We start from the raw sequence: 14930 nt of genomic DNA, 5'->3' as shown, positions 1-14930 counted from the left end.
TTAATGACTTCGCATCGCGTTCGCAGTTGCCTACGATTTAGGCATGCGCCGGCGTGTTGCATACAATGCGTTGATAACTGCTAACGAGGCTCGTTTCGAACCATGGCCGCCTGGATACCGATTGCCCTGGGTCGCGACGTGCCGATCGGCGTCACCCGCGCCGTCATCGTGGACGACCGAGAGGTCGTCATCTGGCGCGGCGCCGATGGCGTAGCCCATGTCTGGGAGGATCGCTGCCCGCACCGCGGGATGCGCCTGAGCCTCGGCTTCGTGCGCGACAACGCGCTGAACTGCCTCTACCACGGCTGGCAATACGGCTCTGGCTCGCAATGCCTCCGCATCCCCGCCCACCCCGACCTGACGGTACCGCCCACCATCCGCGCCAACGCCTACGCCGCAGCCGAAACCGGTGGCATGATCTGGATGAGCGCGGACACCGCCGATGTGCCCCCCGCCCTGCCCGAGCTGGCTCCCGTGGTCAGCCTCGCCGTCGAAGCCGCCCCGGCAGCCGTCCTCGGAGCCCTCGCCGGCACCGACGCAGCCCCAGTGGTCACCATCCCGCTCGCAGGCGAAACCCTGCACATAGGCTGGCACCGGGTGCACGCCAACAAGACCATGCTCCATGCCGCCATCACCAGCGCCGCCGACATCGCCGCCGCTACGGCGCACCTCCGCGCCCTCCGCAACAGTGTCGAACAGGGAGCCGCCGCATGAGCCTCACCGACGATCAGGCCGCGCTCGACCAGTGGTACACGCTCGGCGCGCTGCAGGATTTCCCCATGGGCGCCGAAGTCCCCTCGCGCCTACTCGGTGAAGACCTCACTGTCCGCCGCCTCGCCGATGGCGTCGAAGTCCGCGCTGCCGGCCGCACCCTGCCGGTCCGCACCGACTACGACCACCTGTGGAGCAGCTTCGGCACCCCCGAACGCGGCCTGTTCGAACTGCCCGAAAGCCTCGAACCCGACCGCCGCCGCATCTATTGCGGCCCGGTCCGGGTCCGCGCCTCCGGCCTGCGGCTGGTCGAGAACTTCCTCGACCTCGCCCACTTCCCCTATGTCCATACCGACATCCTCGGCTCCGAAGAGCACCCGGAAGTCGCCAAGTACGATGTCGAGCAGCGCCGCGACGTCGACGAGCTCTGGGCCACCAAGTGCGAGTTCTATCAGCCCAAGGCCGCGGCCGCCTCCGACGAGGGCCAGATCAGCAAGTACATGTACCGCGTGGTCAGCCCGTTCAACGTCATGCTCTACAAGACCCCGCCCACCGCGCCCAACCGCTGGGACGTCATCGCCCTGTTCGTCCAGCCGGTGGATGAGGCCGTGTCCGTCGCCCACGCCTTCATGCTGGTGATCGACGAAACCAGCACGGACGCCGAACTCAGCGCCTTCCAGCAGATGATCTTCGTGCAGGACAAGATCGTGCTCGAAAACCAGCGCCCGTCGCTGCTGCCGCTGCAGCCGGGCCGCGAAACCCCGACCCGCGCCGACCTCAGCTCGGTGCTCTATCGCCGCTGGCTCAAGGAGAAGCAGCTCCGCTTCGGCACCGAACCCCGGACAGACATCGCGTATGCCTAAACTCTACGACTACGTGCTCTCGGGCAGCTGCTACAAAGTGCGCCTGCTGCTCAGCATGCTCGGCGTCGCCCACGAGGTCGAAGCCATCGACTTCTTCCCCGGCCTCCAGCACAAGCGCCCCGAATTCATTGCCCTGAACCCGCTCGGCCAACTCCCGGTGTTCGAGGACGATGGCCTAATCCTCTGCGACGCCCAGGCCATCCTCGCCCACCTCGCCAACAAGTACGACACCTCAGGACAATGGCTGCCCCGCGACGACCGCTTCGGCCCAATAATGATGTGGATGAGCTTCGCCGGCGGCGAGCTGATGGCCGTCTCCGCCGCTCGCACGATCGGTATGCTGAACTATCCCGGCGACCTCGCCACCTTGAAGGCCAAAGGCCGCGCCGCCCTCCGCCTTCTCGACGATCACCTCGCCGACCGCGCGCAGACCGGCAAGCTGTGGATCGTCGGCGACCACCCGACCATCGCCGACATCGCCATGTTCCCCTATGTCGCGCTGAGCCACGACGCCGGCATCGGCCACGAGGATTATCCGGCGATCAACCTCTGGCAGCGCCAGGTCAGGAAACTCCCCGGCTTCGTCGGCATGCCCGGCATCCCGGATTACTTCTGAGCGCTAACGCCGAACCTGAAACCCGTTCCCCACCGGCCCTGCCTCGTCCACCGCATCGATCGTCTCGACCAACGCATCGAGCGGCCCGAGCGTACACGCCATCTCCAGCGCACCGACCAGGGCTTCCGGCCCCGCCGCCACCAGCGTCACATCCGAACCATCGGCGCTCACCCAGCCCCGGATATCGAGCCAGCGCGCCCGCTCCGCCACGAACTCGAGATAGGCCGCAACCTCCATCCGGCCGCTGATCGCATAGCGCCGGCTCACGGGGGCGCCGCCTTCGACATCGGTGGAGTACTCGTTACGCATGCTCAGATGTTATCGACTTTCACCCGCGCCGTCGAACCGCGCTCCACCAGCGTCTGGCCCGCGAGCCCATCTCGGCCTAGACTGCGCGCCTTGACGCTTGGAGGAGCGAATGCTGGCCGAGGAGGTCTCTGCCGAAACGACTCTCGCGCCCGCTGCCTTCGCGGGGATGAACCGCGAGATGGCGCCGTTCGTCTTTCTGGCCCGCGCCCGCGCGCTGGGCATTCCCGGCGCCCTGGTCAGCATTTCCGCCATTGACGGCGGCGCGCCCAAGGCGATCGGCACCAACATGGCAGTGCTGGCCGATGGCCGGCATCTCGGCCATGTCTCGGGCGGCTGCGTCGAGCCGGCCATCGCCGCCGAGTTCGCCCCGCTGGTTGCGGCCGGCAAGGACCAGGTATTCCGCTTCGGCAAGGGCTCCCGCTTCATCGATATCCGCTTCCCGTGCGGCGGCGGCGTCGACCTGCTGCTGCACGCCTCCCCGTCCGATGAGCTGCTGGCCGCTGCACTGCAGCGCTTCGAACGCCGCGAGGCCTTCTCCATCGCGTTCGACCCGCCCCGATCCAGCGCCGCGATCTTCGAAAGCGCCGCGCCCACCGGCTGGCACGACGGCCTTTTCATTCGCCGCTACCAGCCCCGCACTCGTCTGCTGCTCGTCGGCCGCGGCCCCGAGTTCGAGGTCATGGCCCGCGTCAGCACGGCCGCGGAGTTCGACCTCCACCTCGTCACCCCCGACGAGAGTTCGGCACTGGCACTCGCCAGCCTCGATGTGCCGGTCGAGCTGCTCAAGACCCCGAGCCAACCAATGGAATTGCCGATCGATCCATGGACGGCAACAGTGCTGCTGTTCCACGAGCACGAATGGGAAAACGCCATCCTGGCGCGCTCTGCCACTGCCGGCGGGTTCTACCTGGGCGCCCTTGGCAGCGTGCGCACCCACCAGATGCGCCGCGAGCGGCTCGCCGCGATGGGTGTGCCACCGTCGGCGATCGACCGCATCCGCGGCCCGATCGGGCTCATCGATCGCGCCCGCGATCCGGGGATGCTGGCGCTCTCGGTGCTCTCCGAAATCTCAGCCATCCGCGCCCAGCTTGACCGGCAATAGCACCATCGCCGTGGTCGTCCTTGCCGCCGGCCTCTCGAGCCGCTTCGGCAGCGACAAGCTGCTGCATCCGCTCGCCGGCAAGCCGCTTGCAGCACACATCGCCGACGCCCTCGCTGCGATGCCCCTGGCGTATCGCCTCGCCGTCTGCCCACCCGAACCATCGGCGCGCGCCGACCTGTTCCGCGCCCGCGGCTTCGAACTCATCCCCAACCCCGAGCCGCAGCGCGGCATGGCCTCGTCCCTGGCGCTCGGCGCCCAGCGCGCCATCGACCTCGGGGCCGACGGCCTCCTCGTCTGCCTCGCCGACATGCCCAACGTCACCGGCGACCACCTGCTGCGCCTGATCGCAGCAGCGGCAACCAGCGACACTGCCGCAACGGTCTTCGCCGGCACCCGCAGCCCACCCGCGATCTTCACCCGCCGGCTATTCGCCGAACTGGCAGCGCTCTCCGGCGACCACGGCGCCCGCCACCTCGTCGCGCAAGCCACCCTGATCGAGGCGCCGCCCGAACTGGCCCAGGACTTCGACACGCCGGAGGATTTCACCCGGACATGATCGACTTCGACCAAGCCGTGGCGATCGCCAGCCGCCCTGACACGCGCCTCATTGCCATCGATGGGCTGCCGGTCTCCGGCAAGTCGACCCTCGCCGACCGCTTCGAGACAGCGCTCGGCGCCCAATGCCTCAATCTCGACGATTTCGTCAGGCCGGAAGCCGAGTGGCGCGGCCAGGCCGTTCCCGCCTTCCCGTTCAGCTACATCCGCTACGACGAATTCCTCGACGCCGTGCGAACCCTTGCCCGCGGCGAGACGATCCGCATCCCACTCTACGACTGGAGCAGCGGCCGGGTCGGCGACGACCACCGCGAGATCCGCCCGGATGGCCCGGTGATCGTCGAGGGCGTATCGTCCCTCCACCCCGAGCTGGCGCCACTCTACAACCTGCGTCTCTGGGTCGAGAGCGATGTAGCGACGACGCTGACGGCCTCGTTGGCCCGCGGCGTCGCCGACTGGGAACACGAATGGCGCGAACTGTTCCTGCCCAGCGTCGAACTCTACATGCAGACCAAGCCCAAGCGGCGCGCCGACCACCTCGTCGCCGGGCGCGGCGCCGGCCAATAGCCAGTCAGCGCGTCGGCAACCCCGGGAGCAGCTTCGCCAGCGTGATCGGGAAATCGCGGATCCGCACTCCAGTCGCATTGTAGACCGCATTCGCCACCGAGCCGCCGGTCCCACCGGCTCCTAGCTCGCCGATCCCCTTCACCCCCAGATGGTTCGCCCGCTCGTCGAAATCCTCGAGCATGATGGCGTCGATATCGGGGATATCGGCATGCGTCGGGATCAGGTACTCGGCGAAATCGCCGTTCACCCAGCTGCCATGCCGCGGATCCACCAGGCCTGCCTCGTGCAGCGCTGCGCTGACACCCCAGATCATCCCACCGATCAACTGTGAGCGCGCCGTCTTGGCGTTGAGTATTCGCCCGGCCGCGAACACCCCGAGCATCCGCCGCAACCGCACCTCGCCGGTGTCCACATCGACCCCGACTTCGGCGAACGACGCGCCATAAGTGTACTGCGCGAAGTTCTGGTAGTTCGGGTCGTGCTTGTTATCGAGCGTCTTGCCCAACTCCTCGACTCCATCCGGAAAATGCCGCCGCACCTCGGCGAACAGATCGTTGTAGCTCGTCCCCGCCACCGCACCGATCCGCTCGCGCAAAGCCTTGCAGGCCCGATCGGTGGCGACCGTGGTATTGGCCGCTCCCCACGATCCACCCGCCCCATTGCCCTTGGGGTGGTCGGTCCGCGCCAGCTCCACCCTCACCTGGCTCATCGGCACGCCCAGCGCCTCCGCCGCCACCTGCGCCACGATGGTGTATGTGCCGGTGCCGATATCGGTCATGTCGGAGCGCACGATCACCCAGCCATCCGGGTCGATCCGCACCAGCACCTCGGCCGATGTCTGGAAATGCCCCCGCATCGACGACGCGACACCATAGCCCACCAGCCATCGCCCATCCCGCCTGCTCGCCGCTCGCGTCGGCCGATCCCGCCAGCCGAACCGCTCCGCCCCCTCGCGCAGGCAGTCCGCCAACCGCCTGCCGCTCAGCGGCAGCCGCTTGTCCGGATCCATGTCCGTGTCGTTCCTCAGCCGCAGCTCCACCGGATCTATGCCGAGCTTCTCCGCCAGCTCGTCCATCGCCGACTCGAGCACCATCAGCCCCGGCAACTCGCCCGGCCCGCGCACCGGCTCGCCCGCCCGCAAATCGAGCGCCTTGTGCGCCTGCCGCGTCAACCGGTTCGGCGCCGCGTAGAGCGCCTTGCCCACCGAGGAAACCCCCTCGTCCCACGCCTCGTCCGCCGTCACCTGGATGAGCGCCTCATGCCCCAGCGCCGTCAGCCGGCCATCCGGCGTCGCCGCCAGCCGCACCCGGCTGACCGATGCCGGCCGGTGCCCAACCAGCGTGAACACCTGCCGCCGCGTCATCATCACCTTGACCGGCTGGCCCAGCGCCATCGTCGCCAGCGATGCCAGCACCGCCTCGGCATGCAGCACGATCTTCGAGCCGAACCCGCCGCCGACAAAGGCGCTGTCGATCGTGATGTCCTTCACCTCCAGCTTCAGCGTCGCCGCCAGCCCGACGATCAGCTGGTTCAGCATCTGCGCCGTGAGGTAGAGGTTGAGGTGCCCGTCCTTCCAGTCGGCGAGGCAGGCGTGCAGCTCCATCGGCTGCGAGAAGTGGTAGGGCGTGGTGTAGGTCTCATCGACCGTCACCGGCCCCTCGCGCATCGCCGCATCGACATCGCCCGCCTGCGACGGCCGCCGCCACCGCGTATCCGGCCCGAAATCGCCGAGCTCGAACGCCCCGGCCTCCACCTCGTACCCGATCTCGATCAGCCCCGCCGCCGACCGCGCTTCCTCAAAACTCTCCGCCACCACGAACGCCACCGGCGCCCCATAGTAGCCGACACGATCGCTCGCCAACTCCGGCCGGGCCCGGTCCATCATGTCGCCGTCGATGCCCTCGGCCGGCCCCTGGTCCGGCGCGTTCTTATGCGTCCACACCAGCCGCACCCCCGGCGCTGCCTCTGCGGCCGCCGTCTCGATCCGGGCAACCCGACCCTTAGCAATGCCCGCCCCAACGATGTAACCGTAGAGCGCCGGCCCTGCGTCCTGCCGCTCGTACGAATAGGCGGCCCGTCCGGTCACCTTCACCGGCCCATCGGTGCGGCTGATCCCCTCGCCGATCACGGTGCAACTCCCGCCTGCGCCAGCGTCGCGGCCAGCGTCCGCCGCGCCAGCGGCAGCTTGTATGCGTTGTCGGCAGTCGGCCTCGCACCAGCCAGCGCCACATCGGCGGCGGCATCGACATCGAGGCCACCCTCCGCCCCCTCCACCCGCCACGGCCTATGCGCCAGCCCGCCGAACGCCAGCCTGTCGATCGCCCCATCCGGCCGCGCCACTAGCGCCACCGTCACATTGGCGAACGCATACGACGCCCGCTCCCGCACCTTGCGGTAAAGCTGTACCCCGCCGACCGGCCGCGGCAACGTCACCGCCGTAATCAGCTCACCCGCCTCCAGCGCCGTCTCGATATCCGGCGTATCGCCTGGCAACCGATGAAACTCCGCGATCGGGATCGACCGCACCCGCCCACCCGCGCCAACCGTCTCCACCGTCGCATCAAGCGCCCGCAGTGCCACGCACATGTCCGACGGGTTCGTGGCGATGCATGCGTCACTCGCCCCGAGCACCGCCAGGTTGTGGCTCAACCCGCCGATCGCCGCGCACCCCGAGCCGGGCTTCCGCTTATTGCAGGGCATGTCGGTGTTGTAGAAATACGGGCAACGCGTCCGCTGCATCAGGTTGCCCGCCGTCGTCGCCTTGTTGCGCAGCTGCCCCGAAGCCCCGGCGAGCAGCGCCCGCGCCAGCAACGCATAGTCCCGCCGCACCCGCAGGTCCGCGGCAAGGTCGGCATTGCGCACCAGTGCCCCGATCCGCAACCCGCCCTCGGCCGTCGGCTCGATCCGGTCCAGCCCCAGCCGGTTGATGTCGATCAGGTGCGCCGGCGCCTCGATCCCCAGTTTCATCAGGTCGAGCAGGTTCGTGCCACCGGCGATGAACCGTGCATTCGGTGTCGCAGCGGCCGCCTCCACCGCCTCCGCAGCTGTCGTCACGCGCTCATAGCTGAACGGCCTCATGCGTCGTCCCCCGCCACGTCGCGGATCGCCGCGATGATGTTGGGGTAGGCGGCGCAGCGGCAGAGGTTCCCGCTCATCCGCTCGCGAATCTCCTCGTCGCTCAGCGGTATCGCCGCCTCGAGATCACCAGTCACATGGCTCGGCACCCCCGCTCGGATCTCCTCGAGCACCGCCAACGAGGAGAGGATCTGTCCCGGCGTGCAATAGCCGCACTGGAACCCGTCGTGCTTCACGAATGCCGCTTGCATCGGATGCAGCGCCTCCGGCGTCCCCAGCCCCTCGATGGTCGAGATCTCGTCGCCCTCGTGCATCACCGCCAGCGTCAGGCAACTGTTTATCCGGCGCCCGTTCACCAGCACCGTGCACGCCCCGCACTGCCCCTGGTCGCAGCCCTTCTTGGTCCCCGTCAGCAGCATGTGCTCGCGCAGCGCGTCGAGCAGCGTCACCCGCGGATCGAGCGCAAGCGTCCTGATCTCGCCATTGACGCTCAGCGTCACCGGCAGCCGGGACGTCGCGGTCCCGTCACGCGCTGCAGACATTATTTCCCCCTCAAGAAATGCACGGTCGAGCCTAGAGCGCTTTCAAGAAAAAGCCAGTCCCGTGGTGGGATGCACCGGCCCCTCCCCCGCGTGGAGGGGGACGATCGCTGAGCGCGCAATGTAGTTTCACAAACATCCATGTTGCAAAACTACAGCCGCCGTGTACTTTCGCCCCGCCGCTGCGGCCAAGGGAGGGGAAAATGAACAAGATCAACACGGGAGCGACACGGATCGCCACCACGTCCCGCCAGATGCCGATGTCCCGGCTCGGCGGCCCCAGCACCCTGCCTCGCTTCCGCTGGCAACAGCCGACGCTCGACAAGAACACCCCACCCAACCGCGACCTGAGCCCCGAGGAAAGCTCGCACGGCTTCCAGTGGGGCAAGGATTCGATCCTCCCCTACCAGGTTTACGACGACTACGACCGCTCCCAGGCGCCCGGCGAGATGCAACTGGTGACCATCGAGAACGGCCGGCTGCGCGTCTCCGTCGCCCCGCAGTTCGGCGGCCGGCTCATGGAAATGCGCGACCTGAAGCTCGGCCGCGACCTGGTCTTCCGCAATCCGGTGTTCCAGCCGGCCAATCTAGCGGCGCTGAACGCCTGGTTCTCCGGCGGCATCGAGTGGAACGGGCTCATTCCCGGGCACACGCCGTTCACCTCCGCCCCGGTCTTCGCCGGCATCGTCGAAACCGAGCGCGGTCCCGTATTGCGGCTCTACGAGTTCGACCGCATCGTCGAGGCGACCTGGCAGATCGACCTGTTGCTGCCCAACGACGACGATCGCCTGTTCGTCCACGGCCGCATCGTCAACAGCACCGAGGCGACCAAGCTCGCCTACTGGTGGACCAACGTCGCGGCGCCGATGTCGAAGGGCATGCGCGTGCTGAGCCCCGCCGACTATTCGATCGAGCATGTGCTGCCCGGCAATGAGCTGGCCCGCTTCGAGTTCCCCGATCCGACCCGCTTCGACGGCTCCTACCCCGACCGCTGGCGCGACTCGACCTCCGTGTTCTTCCGGAAGCCCGAAGCCGACCGGCTGTTCATCGCCGCCCTCGACACCGACGGCGTCGGCCTGGCGCAGACCGCAACCGCCACCCTCAAAGGCCGCAAGTTCTTCTATTTCGGCACCGGCGCCGGCGGCCAGCAATGGATGGATTACCTCGCCCGCCCCGCCGAAGGCGACTACATCGAGATCCAGAGCGGCATCGCCCCCACGCAGAACCAGCGCTTCGAACTCGCACCCAACAGCGAAGTGCACTGGACCGAGGTCTACGGCGCGCTGAGCGTCGATCCCGCTCTAGCGCATGCCACCGATTACCAGCAGGCAGTCGGCGCCGCGGCCAGGGCCGTCAATACGCGCTTCCCCGCCGCCGAACTCGCGAGCGTCGACGCATTCCTCACCGAAGTGTCGCGCTGTCCGGTGACGCAGCGCCTCGCCGGCGGCTCGCCCTGGGGCGGCCGGCAGGAGAAGCTGACCGGCACGCCGCTGGCCCCGGGCCTCGATTTTGCCGTGCAGCATCCAACCGATTGCTGGGACGAACTGGTCACTACCGGACGCTTCTCCGAGGCAAGCCTCAAGCGCGTACCTGCCGACATCGCCGTCTCGCCCGCCTGGGTCGAGGCGCTTGAAGCGAGCCGCGACAAGTCCGGCGATACCTGGCTCCATGCCCTGCTGCTCGGCATTGCCGCGCTCGACCGTGAAGACCGCGAGACGGCGCGAACCCTGTTCGACCGCTCCATCGCCCTGCGGCCGACCTGGCTCGGCCGGCGCCAGCGAGCTCTCGTCACCACCGATCCCGACGCAGCCGACAGCGACTACCTCGCGGCCTGGGCGGGCGGCGACGCGCCGCCGGCGCTGGCCGCTGAAATAGTCACGCTGCTCGTCAAGCACGGCCGGCTCGAGCGGCTGCGTGCCTTCGCCTCCGCCCTGCCGGCCTCGGCCCTGACCGACGAACGGGTTCACCTGGGCCGCGCCATGGTCGCGGCCGGCGAAGGCGACCTAAACCTCCTCGAACGGCTGCTCGATCGCCATTTCGCCACGGTGCGCGAAGGCGAGAACCTCCTCGACGAGCTCTGGGTGGCGCTGCAGCGCGGCCGGCTGCAGCAGGCGCTCGGCCGCGCGCCCTCACCCGCCGAACTTGCCGAACGGCTGAAGCAATATCCGGTGCCCGCACACCTCAATTTCCGCATGCGGGCCGCCGACGAAGCCGGGGGTCGATAAGTGTCGAACGCGGCGGCGCCGCGCCCCGCCACCTCGCTGATGCAGAGCATCTCGCAGGAGCTGTCCGGCTTCAACAAGGCTTTCCAGCTGGTCGGCGCCTACCTCGTCGCCTCACCCGAGGCCTTCATCCGCGAGCCACTGCAGGAAATCTCCCGCGCCGCCGGCGTCAGCGAGCCGACCGTGCTGCGGTTCTGCCGCCACTTCGGATACAAGGGGCTGCCGGATTTCCGCATCGCCCTGGCCATGTCGCTGGCCCGCGATGCCGGCCAGAGCCCGTTCGTCGAACCGGCAGTGACCGACAAGGCCGTCGTCAACCTCGGCGCCAAGCGGGCGATCGCACGCTTCGCCATGACGCTGGCGGGTGGCGACCGCTCGATTATCATCGACTCCGGCTCCACCACCCAGCTATTCGCCGAAAATCTCCGCGCTGCCCCAGGCCTCGTCATCATGACCACCGGCCTCAACATCGTCGAAGCCTTCCGGGGCGCCACCCAGCACACCGTCATGCTGCCCGGCGGCACCGTGCGCTTCGAGTCCAACTCGCTCTCCGGCCGCATGGTCGAAAGCACGTTGGCCGGCATGCGCTTCGACGCCATCTACTTGGGCGCCGACTCGATCGACCCGGTGCTCGGCCTCAGCACCTTCAACGAGGCGGAAGCCCATCAGAATGCCGCCATGGTCGGCGTCAGCCAGCGCGTGATCGTCCTCGCCGACTCCACCAAGTTCCGCGCTCCGGCCCTGCATCGCATCTGCGAGCCCGATCGCATCCACGCTGTGATTACGGATACCGGCCTGCCCGACGAAACCGCCGAAATGCTCGAACAACGCGGCGTCACCGTTCACCGGGTCGAGCCGGAAGGAAACAACTGATGACCGACGCATACCTCAATCCCGCCGACCTCGACCGCTGGGCCACCACCGGCGAGATCAAGCGCCAGCCCGACATCTGGCGCAGCTTCGGCGCCAGGCTCGAAGGCATAGCCGCCGAGATCCGCGCCTGGGTCGCCGCCCGCCGTCCCGACGAGATCTGGTTCACCGGCGCCGGCACTTCAGCCTTCATCGGCGAAACGCTGGCCGCCTACCTGAACCAGGCCGCGGGCCCCGCCCGCTTCCGTGCCATCCCCACCACCGACCTGATCGCCGCACCCCGCAACTTCCTCCGCCCGGGCATCAAGCTGCTGGTGGTCTCGTTCGGCCGCAGCGGCAACAGCTCCGAGTCGATCGGTACGCTCGACCTCCTGGCGGCGCACGCCCCCGAGGCCGATCGCCTGCACATCACCTGCAACGCCAACAGCGCCCTCGCCCGCACCGACAACGCCGGCCCCGGCGAGCTGCGCAACATCGTGCTCCCGCCCGAAACCGACGACAGCGGCTTCGCCATGACGTCGAGCTACACCACGATGCTGCTGACCGCGCTCGCCTGCTTCGACCCCACCCCGCCGGCGCCGGTGACTGATCTGCTGGCACGGCTCGCCGACGGTGCCGAACAGCTCATCTCTGGCCAGCTAGACAAGCTCATCGCCTTGCCGATCCCCGAGCGCGCCGTCTTCCTCGGCTCCGGCCCCCTCACCGGCTCGTCGCGCGAGAGCGCGCTGAAGGTGCTGGAGCTCGCGGCCGGCCAGATCCCCACCTCCTGGGATTCGACCCTCGGCTTCCGCCACGGCCCCAAGGCCATCACCAACAGCAAGACCCGCGTCTTCGTCTTCCTCTCCTCCGACCCGCACACCCACCGCTACGACACCGACCTCGCCACCGAAGTCGCGGCGCAGTTCGGCGCCGACATCGTCTCGCGGCTCGGCGACCCGGCTGCTGGCGCCGACATCGCCATCCCCTCTATCGGCAACGACGCCTGGTCCTCCGTGCTCTACGTCATGGTGGCGCAGCTACTCGCCGTCATCTGGTCCCACCGCCTCGGCATGACCGTCGACAACCCCTTCGCCTCGGGCAACCTCACCCGCGTCGTCGCCGGCGTAAAACTCTACCCCCTGCCCGAAACCGGCCCGCAAGTGTTCGGCGCCATCGACGTCGGCGGCACCAAGATCGAAGCCTGCCTGTTCAACAACAAGCTCGAAGTCCTCGAGCGCCGCCGCGTCCCCACCGCCAAGGGCAGCTATGACGACCTGCTGCACGCCATCGAGGGCGCCGTCACCTGGCTCGACGAGACCGCTGGCGCGAAGGTCACCCTCGGCGTCGGCCTGCCCGGCCTGATCGACCCTGCCACCGGCATCTCGATGACCTCCAACGTCCCCGCCACCGGCCACACCCTCAGCGCCGACCTCTCGGCCCGCATCGGCCGCTCAATCCCGGTCGAGAACGACTGCAAGTGCTTCGCCCTGTCCGAAGCCAACGGCGGCGCCGGCGAGGGCTACCGCACCGTCTTCGGCCTGATCCTCGGCACCGGCGTCGGCGGCGGCGTATGCATCGACGGCCAGCTGGTGGTCGGCCACAACGGCCTCCCCGGCGAAGTCGGCCACTTCGGCCTCCCCGCCGAACTGGTCCGCCGTCACAACCTCCCCATCCTCGCCTGCGGCTGCGGCCGAATTGGCTGCTACGAGACCCTGCTCTCCGGCCCCGGCATGGCGCGCATCGCCAAACACCTCACCGGCGCCGAAGTCGACTCGGCCGCCATCGTCGCCCAGGCAGCAGCCGGCGACGTCGCGATGGGCAAGGTGCTCGACATCTGGTTCGACATCCTCGCCGAGCTCATCCACACCATCCAGCTCACCATCGACGCCGATTGCGTGGTTATCGGCGGTGGACTGTCAAACATTCATGGTCTAGCGCCCAATCTTTCCCGGACTTTCACCCCGCGAATGCTCAAAGGTGTGCGCCAGCCAGCCTTCGCCACCGCCCGTTTCGGCGACGCCAGCGGCGTTCGCGGCGCCGCCATGCTGGTCACCCGAGGCACCAAATGAAGCAGCTCCGCGACCTCATCGCCCGCAACCGCAAAGGCTCCGGAGAGGCCCTGCCCTCGGTCTGTTCGGCCCATCCAGACGTCGTCGCCGCCTCGCTTTTGCTGGCCGACGAGTGGGACGTCCCCCTGCTGATCGAAGCCACCAGCAACCAGGTCAACCAGTTCGGCGGCTACACCGGCATGACCCCGCCCGACTTCATCGCCTTCGTCCACGGCCTCTGCGCCCAGACCGGCGTCAGCCCCAACCGCGTCCTCTTCGGCGGCGATCACCTCGGCCCACAAGTCTGGCGCGACCAGCCCGCCGAGATCGCCATGGCCAACGCCCGCGACCTCGTCGCGGCCTACGTCAAAGCCGGCTTCACCAAGATTCACCTCGATTGTTCAGAGGGTTGCGCCGGCGAGCCCGCAGCCGTCGGCGACACCATCAGTGCCGCCCGCGCCGCCGATCTCGCCGCCGTCTGCGAGGCCGCAACCGCCGATCCGTCATCCCTAAGCTACATGTTCGGCACCGAAGTCCCCCCGCCCGGCGGCGCCCGCGCCGAGGAAGGCCCGATCGGCATCGCCCCCACCGAGCCCGCCAACGCCCGCGCTACCATCGCCGCCCACCACGATGCCTTCGCCGCCCAAGGCCTCGATCACACCGCCTGGCAACGCGCCGTGGGCCTCGTTGTCCAACCCGGCCTGGAATTCGCCCCCGACCACATCCACCGCTTCGACCTCGCCGCCCCCGACCTGCTCTCCCCGGTCCTTGAAGGCCACGACGGCCTGAGCTTCGAGGCCCACTCGACCGACTACCAGTACTCCGACGTCTTCCCGGCCCTCGCCCGGCGGCACTTCGCCGTGCTGAAAGTCGGCCCCGCCCTCACCTTCGCCTATCGCCGGGCGGTCTACGCGCTGGACAGCGTGGCGACATGGCTCGCACCCGATGCACCGCGCAAGCCCATCGCCCCGGTGATGGAGGCGCTGATGCTGGAGAATCCCAGGAACTGGGCCAAGCACTACGCCGGCGACGCCGCGACCCTGAAGCTCCTGCGCCACTTCAGCTACGCCGACCGCATCCGCTACTACTGGGCGCAGCCTCGCGCGGTGGAAGCCGTGGAACAACTGCTGGCCAGCCTCGCCACCGCCAAGCCGGCAGCCCCGCTGCTCGAGCAGTACTTCGCGCCCGAGGTGATCGCCCGTGCCGAGCGCCTCGAAGCCCGGTCGCCCGATTGGGCTCGCGCACTGATCTACGCCCAGGTCCAGACTGCGCTGGTCCCGTACTTCGCATGTATCGGTGTCGCAACCTGACCAACCGTCTTTGACGGCAAGTCACTTATCCGGCAAGCGTTCCACATGGCCGAATGGCAGTCCGGCTCGGCCGCACGTAATACAATAAATACAAACATTTAGCTCCATCGAGACGTAAGTTGTAGCCGCTGCTCCGTTGACTCACTTCTGGTGTGGGCGTTCAT

Annotated in this window: 14 protein-coding genes; 10 read left to right on the top strand and 4 right to left on the bottom strand. The window is 68.3% G+C overall.

Translation table 11 applies throughout. From position 1 onward, the window contains the following. Positions 1-102: 102 nt before the first annotated feature. The 3 genes from AC1DV8_RS21890 to AC1DV8_RS21880 are packed head-to-tail and all read left to right on the top strand — an operon-like array spanning position 103 to position 2190. Positions 103-714: a Rieske 2Fe-2S domain-containing protein gene (locus AC1DV8_RS21890; RefSeq protein WP_477152179.1), complete on the top strand. Its 612-nt coding sequence runs from the start codon at positions 103-105 to the stop codon at positions 712-714. Further along, entirely contained in the window at positions 711-1574 is an 864-nt protein-coding gene (locus AC1DV8_RS21885) for an aromatic ring-hydroxylating dioxygenase subunit alpha (RefSeq protein WP_477158916.1), read from the top strand. Before AC1DV8_RS21890 ends, AC1DV8_RS21885 begins: the two co-directional genes overlap by 4 nt. After that, on the top strand, positions 1567-2190 hold the full coding sequence (locus AC1DV8_RS21880; protein WP_477158915.1) for a glutathione S-transferase family protein: 624 nt from the start codon (positions 1567-1569) through the stop codon (positions 2188-2190). The genes AC1DV8_RS21885 and AC1DV8_RS21880 overlap by 8 nt, the downstream gene beginning before the upstream one ends. A 3-nt stretch (positions 2191-2193) precedes the next feature. On the opposite strand, the gene AC1DV8_RS21875 is transcribed toward AC1DV8_RS21880, so the two are convergent. Further along, positions 2194-2499 carry an acylphosphatase gene (locus tag AC1DV8_RS21875; RefSeq protein WP_477152176.1) on the bottom strand — a complete coding sequence of 102 codons (306 nt, stop codon included), beginning with the start codon at positions 2497-2499 and terminating at the stop codon, positions 2194-2196. A gap of 109 nt (positions 2500-2608) precedes the next feature. Between AC1DV8_RS21875 and AC1DV8_RS21870 the strand changes: the two genes are divergently transcribed. The 3 genes from AC1DV8_RS21870 to AC1DV8_RS21860 are packed head-to-tail and all read left to right on the top strand — an operon-like array spanning position 2609 to position 4723. Continuing rightward, positions 2609-3601, top strand: coding sequence for an XdhC family protein (locus AC1DV8_RS21870; RefSeq protein ID WP_477158914.1), 993 nt, complete (start codon positions 2609-2611; stop codon positions 3599-3601). Then, the gene (locus AC1DV8_RS21865) at positions 3588-4157 is read left to right on the top strand and encodes a nucleotidyltransferase family protein (RefSeq protein WP_477158913.1); all 570 of its coding nucleotides are present in this window, start codon (positions 3588-3590) and stop codon (positions 4155-4157) included. The genes AC1DV8_RS21870 and AC1DV8_RS21865 overlap by 14 nt, the downstream gene beginning before the upstream one ends. After that, the gene (locus tag AC1DV8_RS21860; protein ID WP_477158912.1) at positions 4154-4723 is read left to right on the top strand and encodes a uridine kinase family protein; all 570 of its coding nucleotides are present in this window, start codon (positions 4154-4156) and stop codon (positions 4721-4723) included. Before AC1DV8_RS21865 ends, AC1DV8_RS21860 begins: the two co-directional genes overlap by 4 nt. Before the next feature lie 4 nt (positions 4724-4727). Here AC1DV8_RS21860 and AC1DV8_RS21855 read toward each other — a convergent pair whose 3' ends face one another. The 3 genes from AC1DV8_RS21855 to AC1DV8_RS21845 are packed head-to-tail and all read right to left on the bottom strand — an operon-like array spanning position 4728 to position 8340. Then, positions 4728-6851 carry a molybdopterin cofactor-binding domain-containing protein gene (locus tag AC1DV8_RS21855; protein ID WP_477158911.1) on the bottom strand — a complete coding sequence of 708 codons (2124 nt, stop codon included), beginning with the start codon at positions 6849-6851 and terminating at the stop codon, positions 4728-4730. Then, positions 6848-7801, bottom strand: coding sequence for an FAD binding domain-containing protein (locus tag AC1DV8_RS21850; RefSeq protein ID WP_477158910.1), 954 nt, complete (start codon positions 7799-7801; stop codon positions 6848-6850). The genes AC1DV8_RS21855 and AC1DV8_RS21850 overlap by 4 nt, the downstream gene beginning before the upstream one ends. Further along, positions 7798-8340 carry a 2Fe-2S iron-sulfur cluster-binding protein gene (locus AC1DV8_RS21845; RefSeq protein WP_477158909.1) on the bottom strand — a complete coding sequence of 181 codons (543 nt, stop codon included), beginning with the start codon at positions 8338-8340 and terminating at the stop codon, positions 7798-7800. Before AC1DV8_RS21845 ends, AC1DV8_RS21850 begins: the two co-directional genes overlap by 4 nt. Before the next feature lie 200 nt (positions 8341-8540). Here AC1DV8_RS21845 and AC1DV8_RS21840 point away from each other — a divergent pair, with 200 nt between their 5' ends. The 4 genes from AC1DV8_RS21840 to AC1DV8_RS21825 are packed head-to-tail and all read left to right on the top strand — an operon-like array spanning position 8541 to position 14766. Beyond that, positions 8541-10562, top strand: coding sequence for a DUF5107 domain-containing protein (locus AC1DV8_RS21840; RefSeq protein ID WP_477158908.1), 2022 nt, complete (start codon positions 8541-8543; stop codon positions 10560-10562). Next, positions 10563-11432, top strand: coding sequence for a transcriptional regulator (locus AC1DV8_RS21835; protein WP_477158907.1), 870 nt, complete (start codon positions 10563-10565; stop codon positions 11430-11432). Then, the gene (locus AC1DV8_RS21830; RefSeq protein WP_477158906.1) at positions 11432-13477 is read left to right on the top strand and encodes an ROK family protein; all 2046 of its coding nucleotides are present in this window, start codon (positions 11432-11434) and stop codon (positions 13475-13477) included. Before AC1DV8_RS21835 ends, AC1DV8_RS21830 begins: the two co-directional genes overlap by 1 nt. Further along, the gene (locus AC1DV8_RS21825) at positions 13474-14766 is read left to right on the top strand and encodes a class II D-tagatose-bisphosphate aldolase non-catalytic subunit (protein ID WP_477158905.1); all 1293 of its coding nucleotides are present in this window, start codon (positions 13474-13476) and stop codon (positions 14764-14766) included. Before AC1DV8_RS21830 ends, AC1DV8_RS21825 begins: the two co-directional genes overlap by 4 nt. Positions 14767-14930 lie beyond the last annotated feature (164 nt).

Source organism: Devosia sp. P3_B2, from assembly GCF_056402875.1.
This window is presented reverse-complemented; position numbering and strand designations above follow the sequence as displayed.